The sequence below is a fragment of the Saccharopolyspora antibiotica genome (genome assembly GCF_047200635.1).
Taxonomy (GTDB): domain Bacteria; phylum Actinomycetota; class Actinomycetes; order Mycobacteriales; family Pseudonocardiaceae; genus Saccharopolyspora_C.
The window spans coordinates 116,454-129,796 of the sequence record NZ_JBJZOI010000015.1 but is presented as its reverse complement, the minus strand read 5'-3'; the positions used below and the strand labels follow the sequence as shown (position 1 = coordinate 129,796).

General features: G+C 75.8%; 14 protein-coding genes. 10 read left to right on the top strand and 4 right to left on the bottom strand.

The genetic code is table 11. From position 1 onward, the window contains the following. Window positions 1-15: 15 nt before the first annotated feature. Window positions 16-1,110 (bottom strand): glycerophosphodiester phosphodiesterase, encoded by a 1,095-nt coding sequence (locus ACL03H_RS14635; protein ID WP_412811762.1) that lies wholly within the window; start codon window positions 1,108-1,110, stop codon window positions 16-18. Between the two features lie 208 nt (window positions 1,111-1,318). On the opposite strand from ACL03H_RS14635, the gene purD reads away from it, so the two are divergent. From purD to ACL03H_RS14610, 5 genes are all read left to right on the top strand, one after another. Continuing rightward, a complete protein-coding gene (gene purD, locus ACL03H_RS14630; RefSeq protein ID WP_412811761.1) occupies window positions 1,319-2,578 on the top strand; it encodes a phosphoribosylamine--glycine ligase in 1,260 nt (419 codons plus the stop codon). 202 nt (window positions 2,579-2,780) lie between these two features. Next, on the top strand, window positions 2,781-3,083 hold the full coding sequence (locus tag ACL03H_RS14625; protein ID WP_412811760.1) for a hypothetical protein: 303 nt from the start codon (window positions 2,781-2,783) through the stop codon (window positions 3,081-3,083). A gap of 70 nt (window positions 3,084-3,153) precedes the next feature. After that, a complete protein-coding gene (locus tag ACL03H_RS14620; RefSeq protein ID WP_412811759.1) occupies window positions 3,154-4,353 on the top strand; it encodes a transglycosylase SLT domain-containing protein in 1,200 nt (399 codons plus the stop codon). 43 nt (window positions 4,354-4,396) lie between these two features. Next, window positions 4,397-5,563, top strand: a complete 1,167-nt coding sequence (locus ACL03H_RS14615; RefSeq protein WP_412811758.1) for a pyridoxal phosphate-dependent aminotransferase — start codon at window positions 4,397-4,399, stop codon at window positions 5,561-5,563. 84 nt (window positions 5,564-5,647) lie between these two features. Next, window positions 5,648-5,815, top strand: a complete 168-nt coding sequence (locus ACL03H_RS14610; protein ID WP_412811757.1) for a hypothetical protein — start codon at window positions 5,648-5,650, stop codon at window positions 5,813-5,815. Window positions 5,816-5,950: 135 nt separating this feature from the next. Here ACL03H_RS14610 and ACL03H_RS14605 read toward each other — a convergent pair whose 3' ends face one another. After that, complete coding sequence (locus ACL03H_RS14605) at window positions 5,951-7,000, bottom strand: threonine aldolase family protein (protein ID WP_412811756.1); 1,050 nt, start codon at window positions 6,998-7,000, stop codon at window positions 5,951-5,953. Between the two features lie 361 nt (window positions 7,001-7,361). On the opposite strand from ACL03H_RS14605, the gene ACL03H_RS14600 reads away from it, so the two are divergent. Continuing rightward, complete coding sequence (locus tag ACL03H_RS14600) at window positions 7,362-7,880, top strand: SigE family RNA polymerase sigma factor (RefSeq protein ID WP_412811755.1); 519 nt, start codon at window positions 7,362-7,364, stop codon at window positions 7,878-7,880. A gap of 13 nt (window positions 7,881-7,893) precedes the next feature. Further along, window positions 7,894-8,571 carry a hypothetical protein gene (locus ACL03H_RS14595; protein ID WP_412811754.1) on the top strand — a complete coding sequence of 226 codons (678 nt, stop codon included), beginning with the start codon at window positions 7,894-7,896 and terminating at the stop codon, window positions 8,569-8,571. A 42-nt stretch (window positions 8,572-8,613) separates the two neighbouring features. Here ACL03H_RS14595 and ACL03H_RS14590 read toward each other — a convergent pair whose 3' ends face one another. Beyond that, entirely contained in the window at window positions 8,614-9,195 is a 582-nt protein-coding gene (locus ACL03H_RS14590) for a TetR/AcrR family transcriptional regulator (protein ID WP_412811753.1), read from the bottom strand. Window positions 9,196-9,346: 151 nt separating this feature from the next. Here ACL03H_RS14590 and purB point away from each other — a divergent pair, with 151 nt between their 5' ends. From purB to ACL03H_RS14575, 3 genes are all read left to right on the top strand, one after another. Next, on the top strand, window positions 9,347-10,777 hold the full coding sequence (gene purB, locus ACL03H_RS14585; protein WP_412811752.1) for an adenylosuccinate lyase: 1,431 nt from the start codon (window positions 9,347-9,349) through the stop codon (window positions 10,775-10,777). Window positions 10,778-10,880: 103 nt separating this feature from the next. Next, complete coding sequence (locus ACL03H_RS14580) at window positions 10,881-11,768, top strand: phosphoribosylaminoimidazolesuccinocarboxamide synthase (protein WP_412811751.1); 888 nt, start codon at window positions 10,881-10,883, stop codon at window positions 11,766-11,768. Window positions 11,769-11,848: 80 nt separating this feature from the next. Beyond that, window positions 11,849-12,640, top strand: a complete 792-nt coding sequence (locus ACL03H_RS14575) for a DUF2334 domain-containing protein (RefSeq protein ID WP_412811750.1) — start codon at window positions 11,849-11,851, stop codon at window positions 12,638-12,640. Between the two features lie 26 nt (window positions 12,641-12,666). On the opposite strand, the gene ACL03H_RS14570 is transcribed toward ACL03H_RS14575, so the two are convergent. Next, window positions 12,667-13,302 carry an MBL fold metallo-hydrolase gene (locus ACL03H_RS14570; RefSeq protein ID WP_412811749.1) on the bottom strand — a complete coding sequence of 212 codons (636 nt, stop codon included), beginning with the start codon at window positions 13,300-13,302 and terminating at the stop codon, window positions 12,667-12,669. Window positions 13,303-13,343: the final 41 nt, after the last annotated feature.

Genomic DNA, 13,343 nt, shown 5'->3' with positions numbered 1-13,343 from the left:
CCGCCCGTCCCGGGTTCAGCGCCCGCGGGCCTCCACCGCGATGTCGGGGTGGTCGCTGAAGAGGCCGTCGACGCCCAGGGCGAACAGCGCGTCGAGGTAGCCGAAGACGTCGCCGAACCGCCCGGGCACCTCCGAGGAGCGGAAGTCCGCGGGCAGGAACTCGTTCTCCGCGCGCACGGAGTACGGCACCACCTGGAGTCCGGCGGCCTGCGCGTCGGCGGTCACCGTCGTGGGGCCGGTGAGGCGGCCGCCCTCGTCGAGCGGCAGCAGCACCCTCGCGTCCGGACCGAGGACGTCGGCGTAGCCGGCGATCTCGCGCAGCCCCTCCGGGGTCACCAGGTCGGCGTAGGTGCGGGGATCGCCGGAGTCGGCGAAGTCCGGTGGGGCGCCCTCGGCGCCGATCAGCTGCACCAGCCGCACCCGCGACGAGCGGTCCAGCTCGCGCAGGTTGCCGACCTCGAAGGACTGCACCACGACCTTCGCGCCCGGCCGGTTGAGGCCGTTGCGCTCCAGCACCCGCACCACGCGCGGCTCCAGCGGCAGGCCGAGGCGGCGGAAGTGGCCGGGGTGCTTGGTCTCCGGCGCCACGCCGATCTCGCGGTGCAGCTCCACCGACAGCCGGGCGGCGAGGTCGACGACCTCCTGGAAGGTCGGCACCTCGAAGCGACCGTCGTAGATCGCGTTGTTCGGCCGCAGCCGCGGGACGCGCTCCCGCGCCCGCAGCGCCTTGAGCTCGGCGAGGGTGAAGTCCTCGGTGAACCAGCCGGTCAGCGCGACGCCGTCCACCCTCTTGGTGGTCCTGCGGTCGGCGAACTCCGGGTGCTCGGCCACGTCGGTGGTGCCGCTGATCTCGTTCTCGTGCCGGGACACCAGCACCCCGTCCCGGGTGGGCACCAGGTCGGGTTCGACGTAGTCGGCGCCCATCCGCGCGGCCAGCTCGTAGGAGGCCAGGGTGTGCTCCGGCCGGTAGCCGGAGGCGCCCCGGTGCGCGAACACCTCGACGTGATGCTCGGGAGCCGCCGGAACGGCGGTCGAGGGGAGCTGGGCGACGGCGCCGAGCGCGGTGACCGCCGAGACGGCGAGCGCCGCCAGGCGCGTCCGGTGCACCATCTTGCCTCCAGGGGAGTTCGCCGCGCGGGAGCGGGCCGCGCGCCCGGTCCGACCCTGCCCCGGGCGATCGACGACCGCGGCACGAGCGTCCGGCGGGCGGGTGAACTCCCGCTGCGCGACCGGTCCGTTCCGGCAGGTGTGTCCGGTTCGCCACAGCGCGGCGGGGGGCTGGCGCCAGGCGGCGGGCGGACGCTCTACGCTTCCGCACGTGCGAATCCTCGTGATCGGTTCGGGCGGCAGGGAACACGCGATCGTGCTGGCGCTGTCGAAGGACCCGGCGGTGACCGCCCTGGCCTGCGCTCCCGGCAACGCGGGCATCGCCGCGCTCGCCGAGCCCCGCGCGGTGAACGTCGCCGACCCGGTGGCGGTGACCGAGCTGGCGACCGGCTGGAAGGCCGACCTGGTCGTGTTCGGTCCGGAGACCCCGCTCGTCGCCGGTGCCGCCGACGCGGTCCGCGCCGCGGGCATCCCCTGCTTCGGCCCGTCCAGGGAAGCCGCGCGCATCGAGGGGTCCAAGGCGTTCGCGAAGGACGTCATGGTCGCCGCGGGCGTGCCCACCGCGCACAGCGAGACGGTGGACAACCCCGCGCGGCTCGACGCCGCGCTGGCCCGCTTCGGCCCGACCTGGGTGGTCAAGGACGACGGGCTCGCCGGGGGCAAGGGCGTGCTGGTCACCACCGACTTCGACGCGGCCCGCGCGCACGCGCTGACGCTGCTCGACGACGGGCACCCGGTGCTGCTGGAGTCGTTCCTGGACGGCCCGGAGGCCTCGCTGTTCTGCCTGGTCGACGGGACCACGGTGGTGCCGCTGCTGCCGGCGCAGGACTTCAAGCGCGTCGGCGACGAGGACGCGGGCCCGAACACCGGCGGCATGGGCGCCTACGCGCCGCTGCCGTGGGCGCCGGAGGGCTTCACCGACACCGTCGTGCGCACCGCGGTGCAGCCGGTCGTGGACGAGCTGGCGAAGCGCGGCACCCCGTTCTCCGGCCTGCTCTACGCGGGCCTGGCGCTGACCTCCAACGGGCCGCAGGTCATCGAGTTCAACTGCCGGTTCGGCGACCCGGAGACGCAGGCGGTGCTGGCGCTGCTGCACACCCCGCTGGCCGGGCTGCTGGACGCCGTGGCGCGCGGCGAGCTCGCCTCGGTCCCGCCGCTGGAGTGGGAGCCGGGCGCCGCCGTGACCGTCGTGGTCGCCGCCGAGGGCTACCCGGGCCGGCCCCGGGTGGACGACGTGATCACCGGGGGCGACGGGCCCGGCGTGCTGCACTCCGGCACCCGGCGCCGGGAGGACGGCGCCGTGCTGTCCGCGGGCGGCCGGGTGCTGTCGGTGGTGGCCACCGGCGCGGACCTCACCGCGGCCCGCGAGGAGGCGTACCGGCGGGTGTCGACCGTCCGGCTGCCGGGCTCGCACCACCGGGTCGACATCGCGCTGCGCGCCTCTCGCGGGGAGATCGCCCCGCCCGGCTGACCGGCCTCCCCGCATCGCACCGCGCGCGAGCCCCGCCGGGGCCGCGCGGTCGTGCTCTCCACCGCTCTCGCGCGGAAAGCCCGCCGGACGGGCCCCGTTGCTGATAAGCACGTCTCGAAGCGGAACGGCGTGCCGGTGCGGCGCGTCCGACGCGGTGTCCGGGGCCGACGGTCGGCCCGGGGATGTCCAGCGAGGAGTGGTCGTGCCTGACACGGGTGGCAACGTGGCGGCCTTGGAGGAGTGCCGCTCCGCGATGGAGGGCGCGGCGGGTCCGGTCGGCGCCATCGGCGACGAGTTCGAGAACAAGCCCGCCGCCGCCGGGATCTTCGGGGAGCTGGACGCCGCCGCCGGGATGGCCGCCGCGATCGGGGAGCTCGACGGCGAGGCCAAGCGGCAGTTCGACGCGGCCGAGCGGCTGCTGCGCGGCGTCAGCGGGGCGCTCGACGCGGTGCGCCGCGGCGTCGAGGAGGTCGACGGGGCCAACGCCGACTCGATGCGGATCTGACCTCCCGTTCGCGGCCCGGCAGCGCGGGCCGGGGCGGGATCGGTTCCGGGCCGACCAACTGGGGGATGAGATGGGGATTTCGGGAGAGATCGCGGGCAAGCCGGGCGGGACCGCGCTCGCCGAGCAGGTGCGCCGGATCGAGGACGCCGATCCGGAGGCGATCCGGGACGTCGCGCGGCGCTGGCGCGAGTCGGGCGGTGCGACCGAGGACGCGAACGGGCGGGTGCGGACCTCGGCCACCGCGGTGGACGGCGCTTGGCACGGCGCCTCGGCGGACGCCTTCGCCGCTCACATGACCCGGGTGCGCGGCGGGTTCGACGCGGCCGCGCGGGCGCTGGAGGGCTCGGCGGCCGCGCTGGATTCGGCGGCGGACGCGGTGCGGACCGGGAAGGACGCGGTGAGCGCCATCGGCGAGCGGGCGCTGGCCGACGCGCGCCGCGCTGAGGACGCCTTCCGGCGGGCGGAGCGCGCGCACGCCGACGATCCGGTGGCCCGGGAGCTCGCCGCCCGGGTCCGCGACGACGAGATCACCCGCGCCATGGAAGCGCACGCGCGGGAGGCCACCGACGTGGTCGCCGAGGCGAACCGCGGCCTGAGCGCCGCGCTGGACTCGCTCCGCGAGGCCCGGGGCGGGATGGCGGACGCCTTCACCCGGATCCCGGAGGCCGGGAGCGAGGGCATCGCCGCCCCCCGGGAGCAGGTCCGGGAACCGGCGCGGACCGAGCAGGCGGGGACGACCGGCCAGCCGGGGCAGGGGCCGGGGCAGGACGCCGCCGGGGCGGGCGGGACCTCCGGGTCCGGTGGCTCGTCCGGCGGCGGTGGCTCCGAGGGCGGTGCGTCCGGATCCGGCGGCTCGGCCGGCTCGGGCGGTCTCGGCTCCAGCGGCGGGCCGCCGATCGGCGGCCCGCCGCCGGGTGACGTGGCGCGGTGGATCCGGGAGGCCATCAGAATCCTCCAGGCCCACGGCATCCCGGTCACCGAGGACGACATCGACGAGATCGCGACGATCATCCAGAAGGAATCCGGCGGCGACCCGCACGCCATCAACGACTGGGACTCCAACGCGGCGAAGGGGACCCCGTCGAAGGGCCTGATGCAGTGCATCGACCCGACGTTCCAGGCCCACAAGCTCCCCGGTCACGACGACATCTACGACCCGGTCGACAACATCATCGCCGGGGTCCGCTACACCTTCGACCGCTACGGCGGCTTCGAGGGCCATCCGGGCCTGAAGTCGATGGCGGGCGGTGGCGGCTACCAGGGCTACTGATCCGGGTCGGGGAGCGGCGGCGGCCGCGTGGCAGGCTGGGGACATGCTCGATCCCAGCGCACCCGCGGTCGCCCTGCGGGCGAACGTGCCGCCGTTCCAGGTCATGGAAGTGCTCTCCGCCGCGAAAGCCCGGCAGGCGGTGCGCGGCGACGTGGTGTCGCTGGCCGTGGGCCAGCCCTCGACGCCCGCGCCGGCGGCGGTCCGCGAGGCCGCGGCCGAGGCCGTGCGCCGGGACGCGCTCGGCTACACCGAGCAGCTGGGCCTGCCGCAGCTGCGCGAGGCCGTCGCCGGGCACTGCGACCGCGCCTACGGCCTGGCGGTCGGGCCCGAGGACGTGGTCGCCACGACCGGGGCCTCCGGCGCGTTCCTGCTGGCGTTCCTCGCCGCCTTCGACCACGGCGACCGGGTCGCGCTGGCCCGGCCCGGTTACCCGGCCTACCGCAACATCCTCAGCGCGCTCGGCTGCGAGGTCGTCGAGCTGCCCTGCGACGCGAGCACCCGGTTCCAGCCGACGGTCGAGATGCTGGAGGAGCTGGACGAGCCGGTGCGGGGCCTCATCGTGGCCAGCCCGGCGAACCCGACCGGCACCGTGCTCACCGGGGAGGAGCTGGGCGAGCTCGCGGGCTGGTGCGAGCGGCGCGGCGTGCAGCTGATCAGCGACGAGATCTACCACGGCATCGGTTACGGCGAGCCGCTGCGCTCGGCCTGGGAGTTCTCCCGCGAGGCGATCGTGGTGAACTCCTTCTCCAAGTTCTGGTGCATGACCGGGTGGCGGCTCGGCTGGATGCTGGTGCCGCCCCGGCTGCGGCGGGCGGTGGACTCCCTGACCGGGAACTTCACCCTCTGCCCGCCCGCTCTCTCCCAGCACGCGGCGGTCGCGGCCTTCGGCCCGGAGGCCTACGCCGAGGTCGAGGCGCACGTGCGCCGCTACGAGACGAACCGGGATCTGCTGCTGACGGGGCTCGCGGAGCTCGGCGTGCGACGGGTGGCTCCGGCCGAGGGCGCCTTCTACGCCTACGCCGACCTCGGGGAGCTGACCGACGACTCCGCGGCCTGGTGCCGACGGTTGCTGGAGGACACCGGGGTGGCCGTGGTGCCCGGCCTGGACTTCGATCCGGAGCGCGGCGGCCGCTTCGTCCGGATGTCGTTCGCCGGGGCCACCGAGGAGATCGCCGAGGCCATCGCCCGCCTCGCGACCTGGCTCCGCTGACCGGATCGGCTCCGGCCCGGCGGAACCTCGGGCGGGGGTCGTTCGTTCGAGGAGCAGGGACGTTCGATCGGACGGGGTGGTCGTGTGGTGTGGAAGGTGCTCGGCGGGCTGCTGGCGCTCTGGCTGGTGGTCACCGTCGCCGGATTCGTGCTCAAGGGCCTGTTCTGGCTGGCCGTCATCGGCGGTGTCCTGTTCGTGGCGACCGCCGCGATCGGCTGGGCGGGGGACCGCAAGAAGATCGGCTCGAAGTAGCCGCCCGGCGGCCGAGGCCGGTTCGGCCGCGACCGCCCCGCGCCGCGGCCGGGCGCGGCGGAGCCGCTGAGCGGCGGCCTCCGGGGCGCCACCGCCGCTGAGGCCCCGCGAGCCGCCCGCGCCGCCGGAGCGGTGTCAGCCCGCCTGGGGGATTCCCGCCGGCCGGTCGGTGCTGTCGGCGACGCGGCGCAGGACCTCCGCGACGTCTCGGCTCGCGACGTCGCGGTGGGTCACGAAGCGCACGTGGCCGCCCATCGGCACCGCGAGCACCCCGATCCCCGCCAGCCAGTCCAAGGTGAGCGGCACGTCCGGCACCTCGGCCAGCACGATGTTGGTCTGCGGCTCGGTGACCTCCCAGCCGAGCTCGCCCAGACCCGTGGCGAGCCGTCGCGCGTTCGCGTGGTCGTCGGCCAGCTCCGGCACCCGCTCCAGCGCGACCAGCCCGGCCGCCGCGAGCACCCCGCCCTGGCGCACCCCGCCGCCGAGCATCTTGCGCACCCGGCGCGCCTCGGCGATGAAGTCGCTGGTCCCGGCCACCACGGACCCCACCGGCGCCCCGAGCCCCTTGCTCAGGCAGGCCTGCACCGTGTCGACGCCGACGGTGAGCGCGGCGGGCGGCAGCTCCAGGGCGGTCGCGGCGTTCCAGATCCGCGCCCCGTCCAGGTGCACCCGCAGGCCGCGGTCGCGGGCGGCGGCGGCGAGCCGGGCGTGCTCGTGCGGCGGCACCACCGCGCCACCCGCCGCGTTGTGCGTGTTCTCCAGGCACAACAGGGTGGTGTGCAGGGCGTCGTAGCGGCGGTCCCCGCTCGCGTGCGCGCGGACCGAGTCGGCGGTGGGGCGCCCGGGTCCGGCGTCCCAGTCCAGCGGCTCCGGCATCCCACCCGCCAGCCAGGCCGCGGAACCGAGCTCGTGGTTGAGCACGTGCGCGCCGCGCGGCGCCAGGAAGCGGTCGCCCCGGCGCAGGTGCACGAACAGCGCGATCAGGTTGCCCATGGTGCCGCTGGGCACCCACAGCGCGGCTGCGGTGCCCAGCACCTGCGCGGCCTTCTCCTCCAGCTCGCGCATCGTCGGGTCGTGGTCGAGCACGTCGTCGCCGACCTCGGCACGGGCCATCGCGGTGGCCATCCGCTGATCGGGACGCGTGACCGTGTCGGAACGAAGGTCGATGGAGGCCGTTTTGGTCACGAACCGATCACACCACACCGGCGGGGGGTGCGGGCAACTGGAGGCCACCCGAACCCCGCCGACGGCCGGTGCCCCGGGCGGTCCCCGGGTGCGGGAGCCACCTCGGGAACGGCCCTCGCCGGGGGCGAAACCGCTGGTCGCCTCCCCGCGCCCCGCGTCGTGCGGTGGGGCGGGCGGCGGGACCTCGCGCCGCGGGCGACGGCGCCGCGACTCGCGCCGGGCGACGGGCGGTCCGGCCCCTGCGCCGTCGGCGGAGGCTCTAAGGTTTCCTCTCGCGTGTCATCGGTTCCCGGCGGCGTGCAACCGCCGGGGACGGGAGCACCGTCCCAGTAGTGCAAGCACGGACGAGCGGAGTGTCCGCGTGGACCAGCGCGAGGAGCAGGAGTTCGCGGAGTATTTCGCGGCTCGGCGGGAGGCGGTGCGTCGGATGGCGTACATGATGTGCGGTGACTGGCACCGCGCGGACGACCTGGCCCAGACCGCGTTCATCTCCCTGCACCGGCACTGGCGCAAGGTCCGGGACAAGGGCGCGCTCGACGCGTACGTGCGCCGCACCCTCAGCCGCGCGGTGATCGACGAGTCCCGGCGCCCGTGGCGGCGGGAGCGGTTCACCGACGTGCTCCCGGACCGGCCGGTGGAGTCCGGGGCGGTCGACGACGGCATCGCCACCAGGCAGACGCTGGTCGCGGGCCTGCGCAAGGTTCCACCGAAGCAGCGCGCCGTGCTGGTGCTGCGATTCCTGGAGGGGCTCGACGTCGCCGGGGTCGCCGAGGTCATGAAGTGCAGCGAGGGCACCGTGAAGAGCCAGTCGGCCCGAGGGCTGGAGGCGCTGCGGGAGGCCCTGGGCGGCCAGCTCGACGATCTTCGATCGACGTCGTGAGGAGGTGCGGCAGATGAACGAGACCGAGCTCGAACAGCTCTTCAAGAACGCGGCCGGCGACGCGCCCGAGGCGTCCTTCGGCACCGACGACGTCGTGCGCGGGTCGCGCCGGGTCACCGCCCGCCGTCGCACGGCGCTGGCCGGCGGCTCGCTGGTCGCGGCGGCCGTGCTGGTCGGCGGCGTGGGCGTGGGCACCGGCCTGCTCGGCCAGGCGGGCTCCCCCGTCGCGCAGCCCCCGGCGGAGCCGACGCAGTCGCCGATGGCGCTCCCGAACGAGCAGCCGGGCACCGGCACCACACCGCGCTCGGGGCCGATCACCCTGGGCGACCCGATGGCCGCCGACGGCTGCGGTCCGGCGGACGCGGCGCTGTCGGCCGCGCTGCGCGAGCGGCTGCCGGAGTCGGCGGGCACCACGCCCACCGGGGCGCGCGGGTCCTGCCCGATCGGTGCGCGCACGGCCGCGGTGCCGATCCGCGAGGGCGCCACGGCCGGGAAGATCTCGGTGATGGTGAGCCCGCGCGGTTCGCGGCCCGCGCCGACGGAGGGCCGCGCGGCGAACACGGCCGTGGCCGAGGTGCCCACGGCGAGCGGCCGCACGCTCACGGTGCTCAGCGAGCCGGAGGGCTCGGCCAGGGCTCCGTTCGCGGACCGGGTCCCCGTCCTCGCCGACGAGCTTGCGCCGCGGTTCTGAACCGGACCCCGATGCGGGGCCGCGCGGCGGTGGGCGGGGCCGTCAGCCCAGGTGGGACCGCAGCACCCGGCGGGCGGCGGCGCGCGGATCGGGATCGCTCTCGATGAGCGCGTTGAGCACCGCGCCGTCCACCAGGAAGATCAGCTCGGTGAGCCGGTCGGGGCCGACCGGCCTGCCGCTGCGCTCCAGGATCTCGTGCAGCAGCTGGCGCAGCTCCCCGGTCAGCTCCCGCATCAGCGGCGCGAGGTACGGCCGCCGGGGCGAGCCCACCAGCCGCTCGTAGCGCAGCAGCACCGGTTCGGTCCCGCCGTCCCGCGAGTCGCGGCCCAGCAGCAGGTCCAGCACCAGTTCCGCGACCGCGTCCGCGGTGCGCAGCTCGGCGGCCAGCGCGTCCAGCCGGGCGCGGCCCGCGGCCAGCTCGGCGCGGCCCTCCTGCTCCACGGCCGCCGCGATCAGGTCGTCCAGCGAGTCGAAGTAGTAGGTGGTGGAGGCGAGCGGCAGCCCGGCCCGCTCGGCCACCGCGCGATGCCGGACCGCTTCGAGCCCGCCATCGGCGAGCAGCTCCACCGCCGCCTCGACCAGGGCCCTGCGGCGGCGCTCGCCCTTCGGGGTGGCCGCTGTCATGTCCGCCGATCCTAACCGTCCGCTTCGGACGCGAGCCCGGACGCTTCCGCCGTCGCCGGGGGCGGCGCGGCCCCGGGCGCCTCGCCGCCCGCGCGACCGGTCCTCCGGTGGTGAGCGGGCCGGGAACCGCCGGGAAGTATCCTGGCCAGTCGTGACGGTCAAGCCCCACCTCCCGAACGTGCTCGCCCACCGCTACGCCTCGCCGGAGCTGGTCGAGCTGTGGTCCCCGCGGCACAAGATCGTGCTGGAACGGCAGCTGTGGCTGGCGGTGCTGCGCGCCCAGGCCGACCTCGGCGTCGACGTGCCCGAGGGCGCGGTCGCCGACTACGAGCGGGTGATCGACCAGGTGGACCTGGACTCGATCGCCGAGCGCGAGCGGCAGACCCGGCACGACGTGAAGGCCCGGATCGAGGAGTTCAACGCCCTCGCCGGTCACGAGCACGTGCACAAGGGCATGACCTCCCGCGACCTCACCGAGAACGTCGAGCAGCTGCAGGTCCGCCGCAGCCTGGAGCACGTCCGCGACCGCGCGGTGGCGGTGCTGGCGCGGCTGGCGAAGCTGGCCGCCGAGCACGGCGAGCTCGTGATGGCGGGCCGCTCGCACAACGTCGCCGCCCAGGCCACGACGCTCGGCAAGCGCTTCGCCACCGCCGCCGACGAGCTGCTCGTGGCGTTCGGGCGGCTGGAGGACCTGCTGGCCCGCTACCCGCTGCGCGGGATCAAGGGCCCGGTCGGGACCTCGCAGGACATGCTCGACCTGCTCGGGGATCCCGCGAAGCTCGCCGAGCTGGAGCGCCGCGTCGCCGCGCACCTCGGCTTCGGCACGGCGCTCACCAGCGTCGGCCAGGTGTATCCGCGCTCGCTGGACTTCGAGGTCGTCACCGCGCTGTCCCAGCTGGCCGCCGCGCCCTCCTCGGTCGCGAAGACGATCCGGCTGATGGCCGGGCACGAGCTGGTCACCGAGGGCTTCCAGCCCGGCCAGGTGGGCTCCAGCGCCATGCCGCACAAGATGAACACCCGCTCCTGCGAGCGCGTCAACGGCCTGTCCGTGGTGCTGCGCGGCTACGCCTCGATGACCGGGGAGCTGGCCGGGGACCAGTGGAACGAGGGCGACGTCTCCTGCTCCGTGGTGCGCCGCATCGCGCTGCCGGACGCCTTCTTCGCCTTCGACGGGCTGGTGGAGACCTTCCTGACGGTGCTCGACGAGTTCGGCGCCTACCCGGCCGTGGTCGCCCGCGAGCTGGACCGCTACCTGCCGTTCCTGGCCACCACCAAGGTGCTGATGGCCTCGGTGCGGGCCGGGGTCGGTCGCGAGACCGCGCACGAGGCGATCAAGGAGAACGCGGTGGCGGTGGCGCTGGCCATGCGGGAGCGGGGCGTCGAGCGCAACGACCTGCTCGACCGGCTCGCCGCCGACGAGCGGATCCCGCTGGACGGGACCGCGCTGGCCGAGCTGCTGGCGGACCGGCTCTCGTTCACCGGCGCGGCGGGCGACCAGGTCGCGGCCGTCGTCGCCGCGGTCGAGGAGATCGCCTCCCGGCACCCGGAGGCGGCCGCCTACGCCCCGTCCCCGATCCTCTGACCTCGCGGGGCGCTCCCCGCTCACCCGGTCCCGCCGGGTGAACGGGGAGGGCCTGTTCGCCCCGGCCAGCGAGGCCCGCGCGCCGGTGGGGGACAATCGCCGGGTGGTCGCACTCTCCGCATACCCGCAGATCGCCGCGGGCAAGGTTCGCCAGCTGCACGCCGTGGACGACGAGCACCTGCTGATGGTCGCGTCGGACCGCATCTCGGCCTACGACCACGTGCTCGACACGCCCATCCCGGACAAGGGGCGGGTGCTCACCGCGATGAGCGTGTTCTGGTTCGACCTGCTCGCCGACGTGGTGCCGAACCACGTGGTCGCCGCCGACGACCCGCGCATCCCCGCCGAGGTGCGGGGGCGGGCGCTGCTGGTGCGCAGGTTGGAGATGCTGCCGGTGGAGTGCGTGGCCCGCGGCTACCTCACCGGCTCCGGCCTCGCCGATTACCGCGCGACCGGCGCCGTCTGCGGCATCGAGCTGCCGCCTGGCCTGACCGAGGCGTCCCGGCTGCCGGAGCCGATCTTCACCCCGGCCGCGAAGGCGGAGCTGGGCGCGCACGACGAGAACGTCAGCTTCGACGCCGTGGTCGCCGAGGTCGGCCGGGCACGCGCCGAGCAGCTCCGCGAGCTCACGCTGCGGGTCTACGCGCGCGCCGCCGAGCACGCCGAGAGCCGGGGAGTGATCCTCGCCGACACCAAGTTCGAGTTCGGCGTGGGCGCGGACGGCCTGGTGCTGGGCGACGAGGTCCTCACCCCCGACTCCTCCCGGTTCTGGCCCGCCGCCGGCCACGAGGCGGGCCGGGCGCGGCCGTCCTTCGACAAGCAGTACGTGCGCGACTGGCTGACCTCGCCGGAGTCCGGCTGGGACCGGTCCTCGGACGTGCCCCCGCCGCCGCTGCCGGAGGACGTCGTGGCGGCGACCCGGGCGCGCTACGTGGAGGCGTACGAGCGGATCACCGGCCGGGACCTCGCCGACTGGCCGACCCCGGCCTGACCGGACGTTCGCCGGATCCGCGCCCGCCGGTCACCGGCCCGTCAGGGTCTCGCCACCCGGATCCGCCCCAATGGTGAGCCGTGGGTACCTCGCTGGTCGTCTCGTTGTCGGGGCTCGGGGATCGAGCCCTGGACCGCTGCGCCGCGTTCGCCGCTGAGCTGGACCTGCGGCGGATTCCGCTGACCCTGCTCGTCGCGCCGCGCCCGAGCGGTGCCGCGCCACCCGCCCCGGACCGCCCGTGCGCCGCGTGGGCCCGCGCCCGGCAGCGCGGGGGTGACGCGGTGGCGCTGCACGGCTTCGACCACGCCCCCTCCGGTCAGCGCCTGCTGCCGAGGGTGGTGTCCTCGGGCGCGCTGGCCGCGGTGCGGGGCGCCGAGTTCGCCGCGCTCCCGGCGCACGAGGCGGGCCTGCGGCTGCGCGCCGCGAGCGCCGCGCTGGAGCGGCTGGGCCTGCGCACCGACGTCTTCGTGCCGCCGCGCTGGCTGTCCTCCCCGGGCACTCTGGCGGCGCTGCGCCACCAGGAGTTCGCGGTGTGCGCGGACGCGCTGACCGTGCACGAGCTCGGCACGGGCCGGGTGCACCGCGCCCGGTTGCACGCGCTGGGGCCGGGGGCGCGGGCGGAGCCGTGGTGGTGCCGCGCGCTGCTGCTGGGCGCGGCCCGCGCTGCGCGGCGGGGGCGGTCGGTGCGGCTCGCGGTGGACGCGGCCGACCTGGCCCGGCCCGGCCCGCGCACGGCGGTGCTGGAGGCGATCGACCTGGCGCTGCACCACGGCGCCCGCCCTGCCACCTACGCCGCGTTCGCGGGCGCGCCCGCGCCGAAGCGGCGTCGTGCGGTCGGGCCGGTGCTCAACCTCGACCCGCTGTCGAGCTGACCGCCGCTCGCCGGGACCGGTTCGGGTCAGACGGTGGTCGGCTCGGCGCGCTCCAGCACGGCGACGTCGGTGCCCTGCGGCGCGAGCTGCTCGAACATCCGGTAGTGCATCGCGGGCGAGGCCAGCACGGCCTCGTGGATCGGCACCGCCGCGCGCGGCGCCACGGCCCGCAGGAAGTCCACGGCCTCGGACAGCTTCAGCCACGGGGCCCCGGTGGGCAGCCCCAGCACGTCGATCCGCTGCTCGGGCACGTGGAACGAGTCGCCCGGGTGGTAGAAGGCGCCGTGGTCGACGACGAGCCCGATGTTCTCCGGCACGGGCACCTCGGGATGGATCTCGGCGTGCGTCCCGCCGACGACGTGCACGGCGGCCCCGCCGAGCTCCAGCGCGTCGCCGACCCGCGCGACCTCCGGGCGGAAGCCCTGCTCGGAGAGCACCCCGGCGGTCTCGGAGTCGGTGACCAGCCGCGCACCGGGGCTGCCGTCGAGCAGCGCGGGCAGCCGCTCGGCGTCCACGTGGTCGAAGTGCTGGTGGGTGATGAGCACCGCGTCCAGGTCGCGCAGGTCCTCGAACCCGGTGGAGAACGCGCCCGGATCGATCAGCAAGCGGGCCCGCTCGGTTTCGAGCAGGACGCACGCGTGTCCGAAGTGGGTGATCTTCATCGGCTGACCTCCGTGTGGGCTCCGGCACTGTCCCGTCAGCG

Excerpts from the sequence above, each read along its gene's own strand:
- ACL03H_RS14620 (WP_412811759.1), top strand. The coding sequence starts at position 3,154 with ATGGGGATTTCGGGAGAGATCGCGGGCAAGCCGGGCGGGACCGCGCTC.
- ACL03H_RS14615 (WP_412811758.1), top strand. The coding sequence starts at position 4,397 with ATGCTCGATCCCAGCGCACCCGCGGTCGCCCTGCGGGCGAACGTGCCG.
- ACL03H_RS14595 (WP_412811754.1), top strand. The coding sequence starts at position 7,894 with ATGAACGAGACCGAGCTCGAACAGCTCTTCAAGAACGCGGCCGGCGAC.
- ACL03H_RS14570 (WP_412811749.1), bottom strand. The coding sequence starts at position 13,302 with ATGAAGATCACCCACTTCGGACACGCGTGCGTCCTGCTCGAAACCGAG.
- ACL03H_RS14590 (WP_412811753.1), bottom strand. The coding sequence starts at position 9,195 with ATGACAGCGGCCACCCCGAAGGGCGAGCGCCGCCGCAGGGCCCTGGTC.
- ACL03H_RS14635 (WP_412811762.1), bottom strand. The coding sequence starts at position 1,110 with ATGGTGCACCGGACGCGCCTGGCGGCGCTCGCCGTCTCGGCGGTCACC.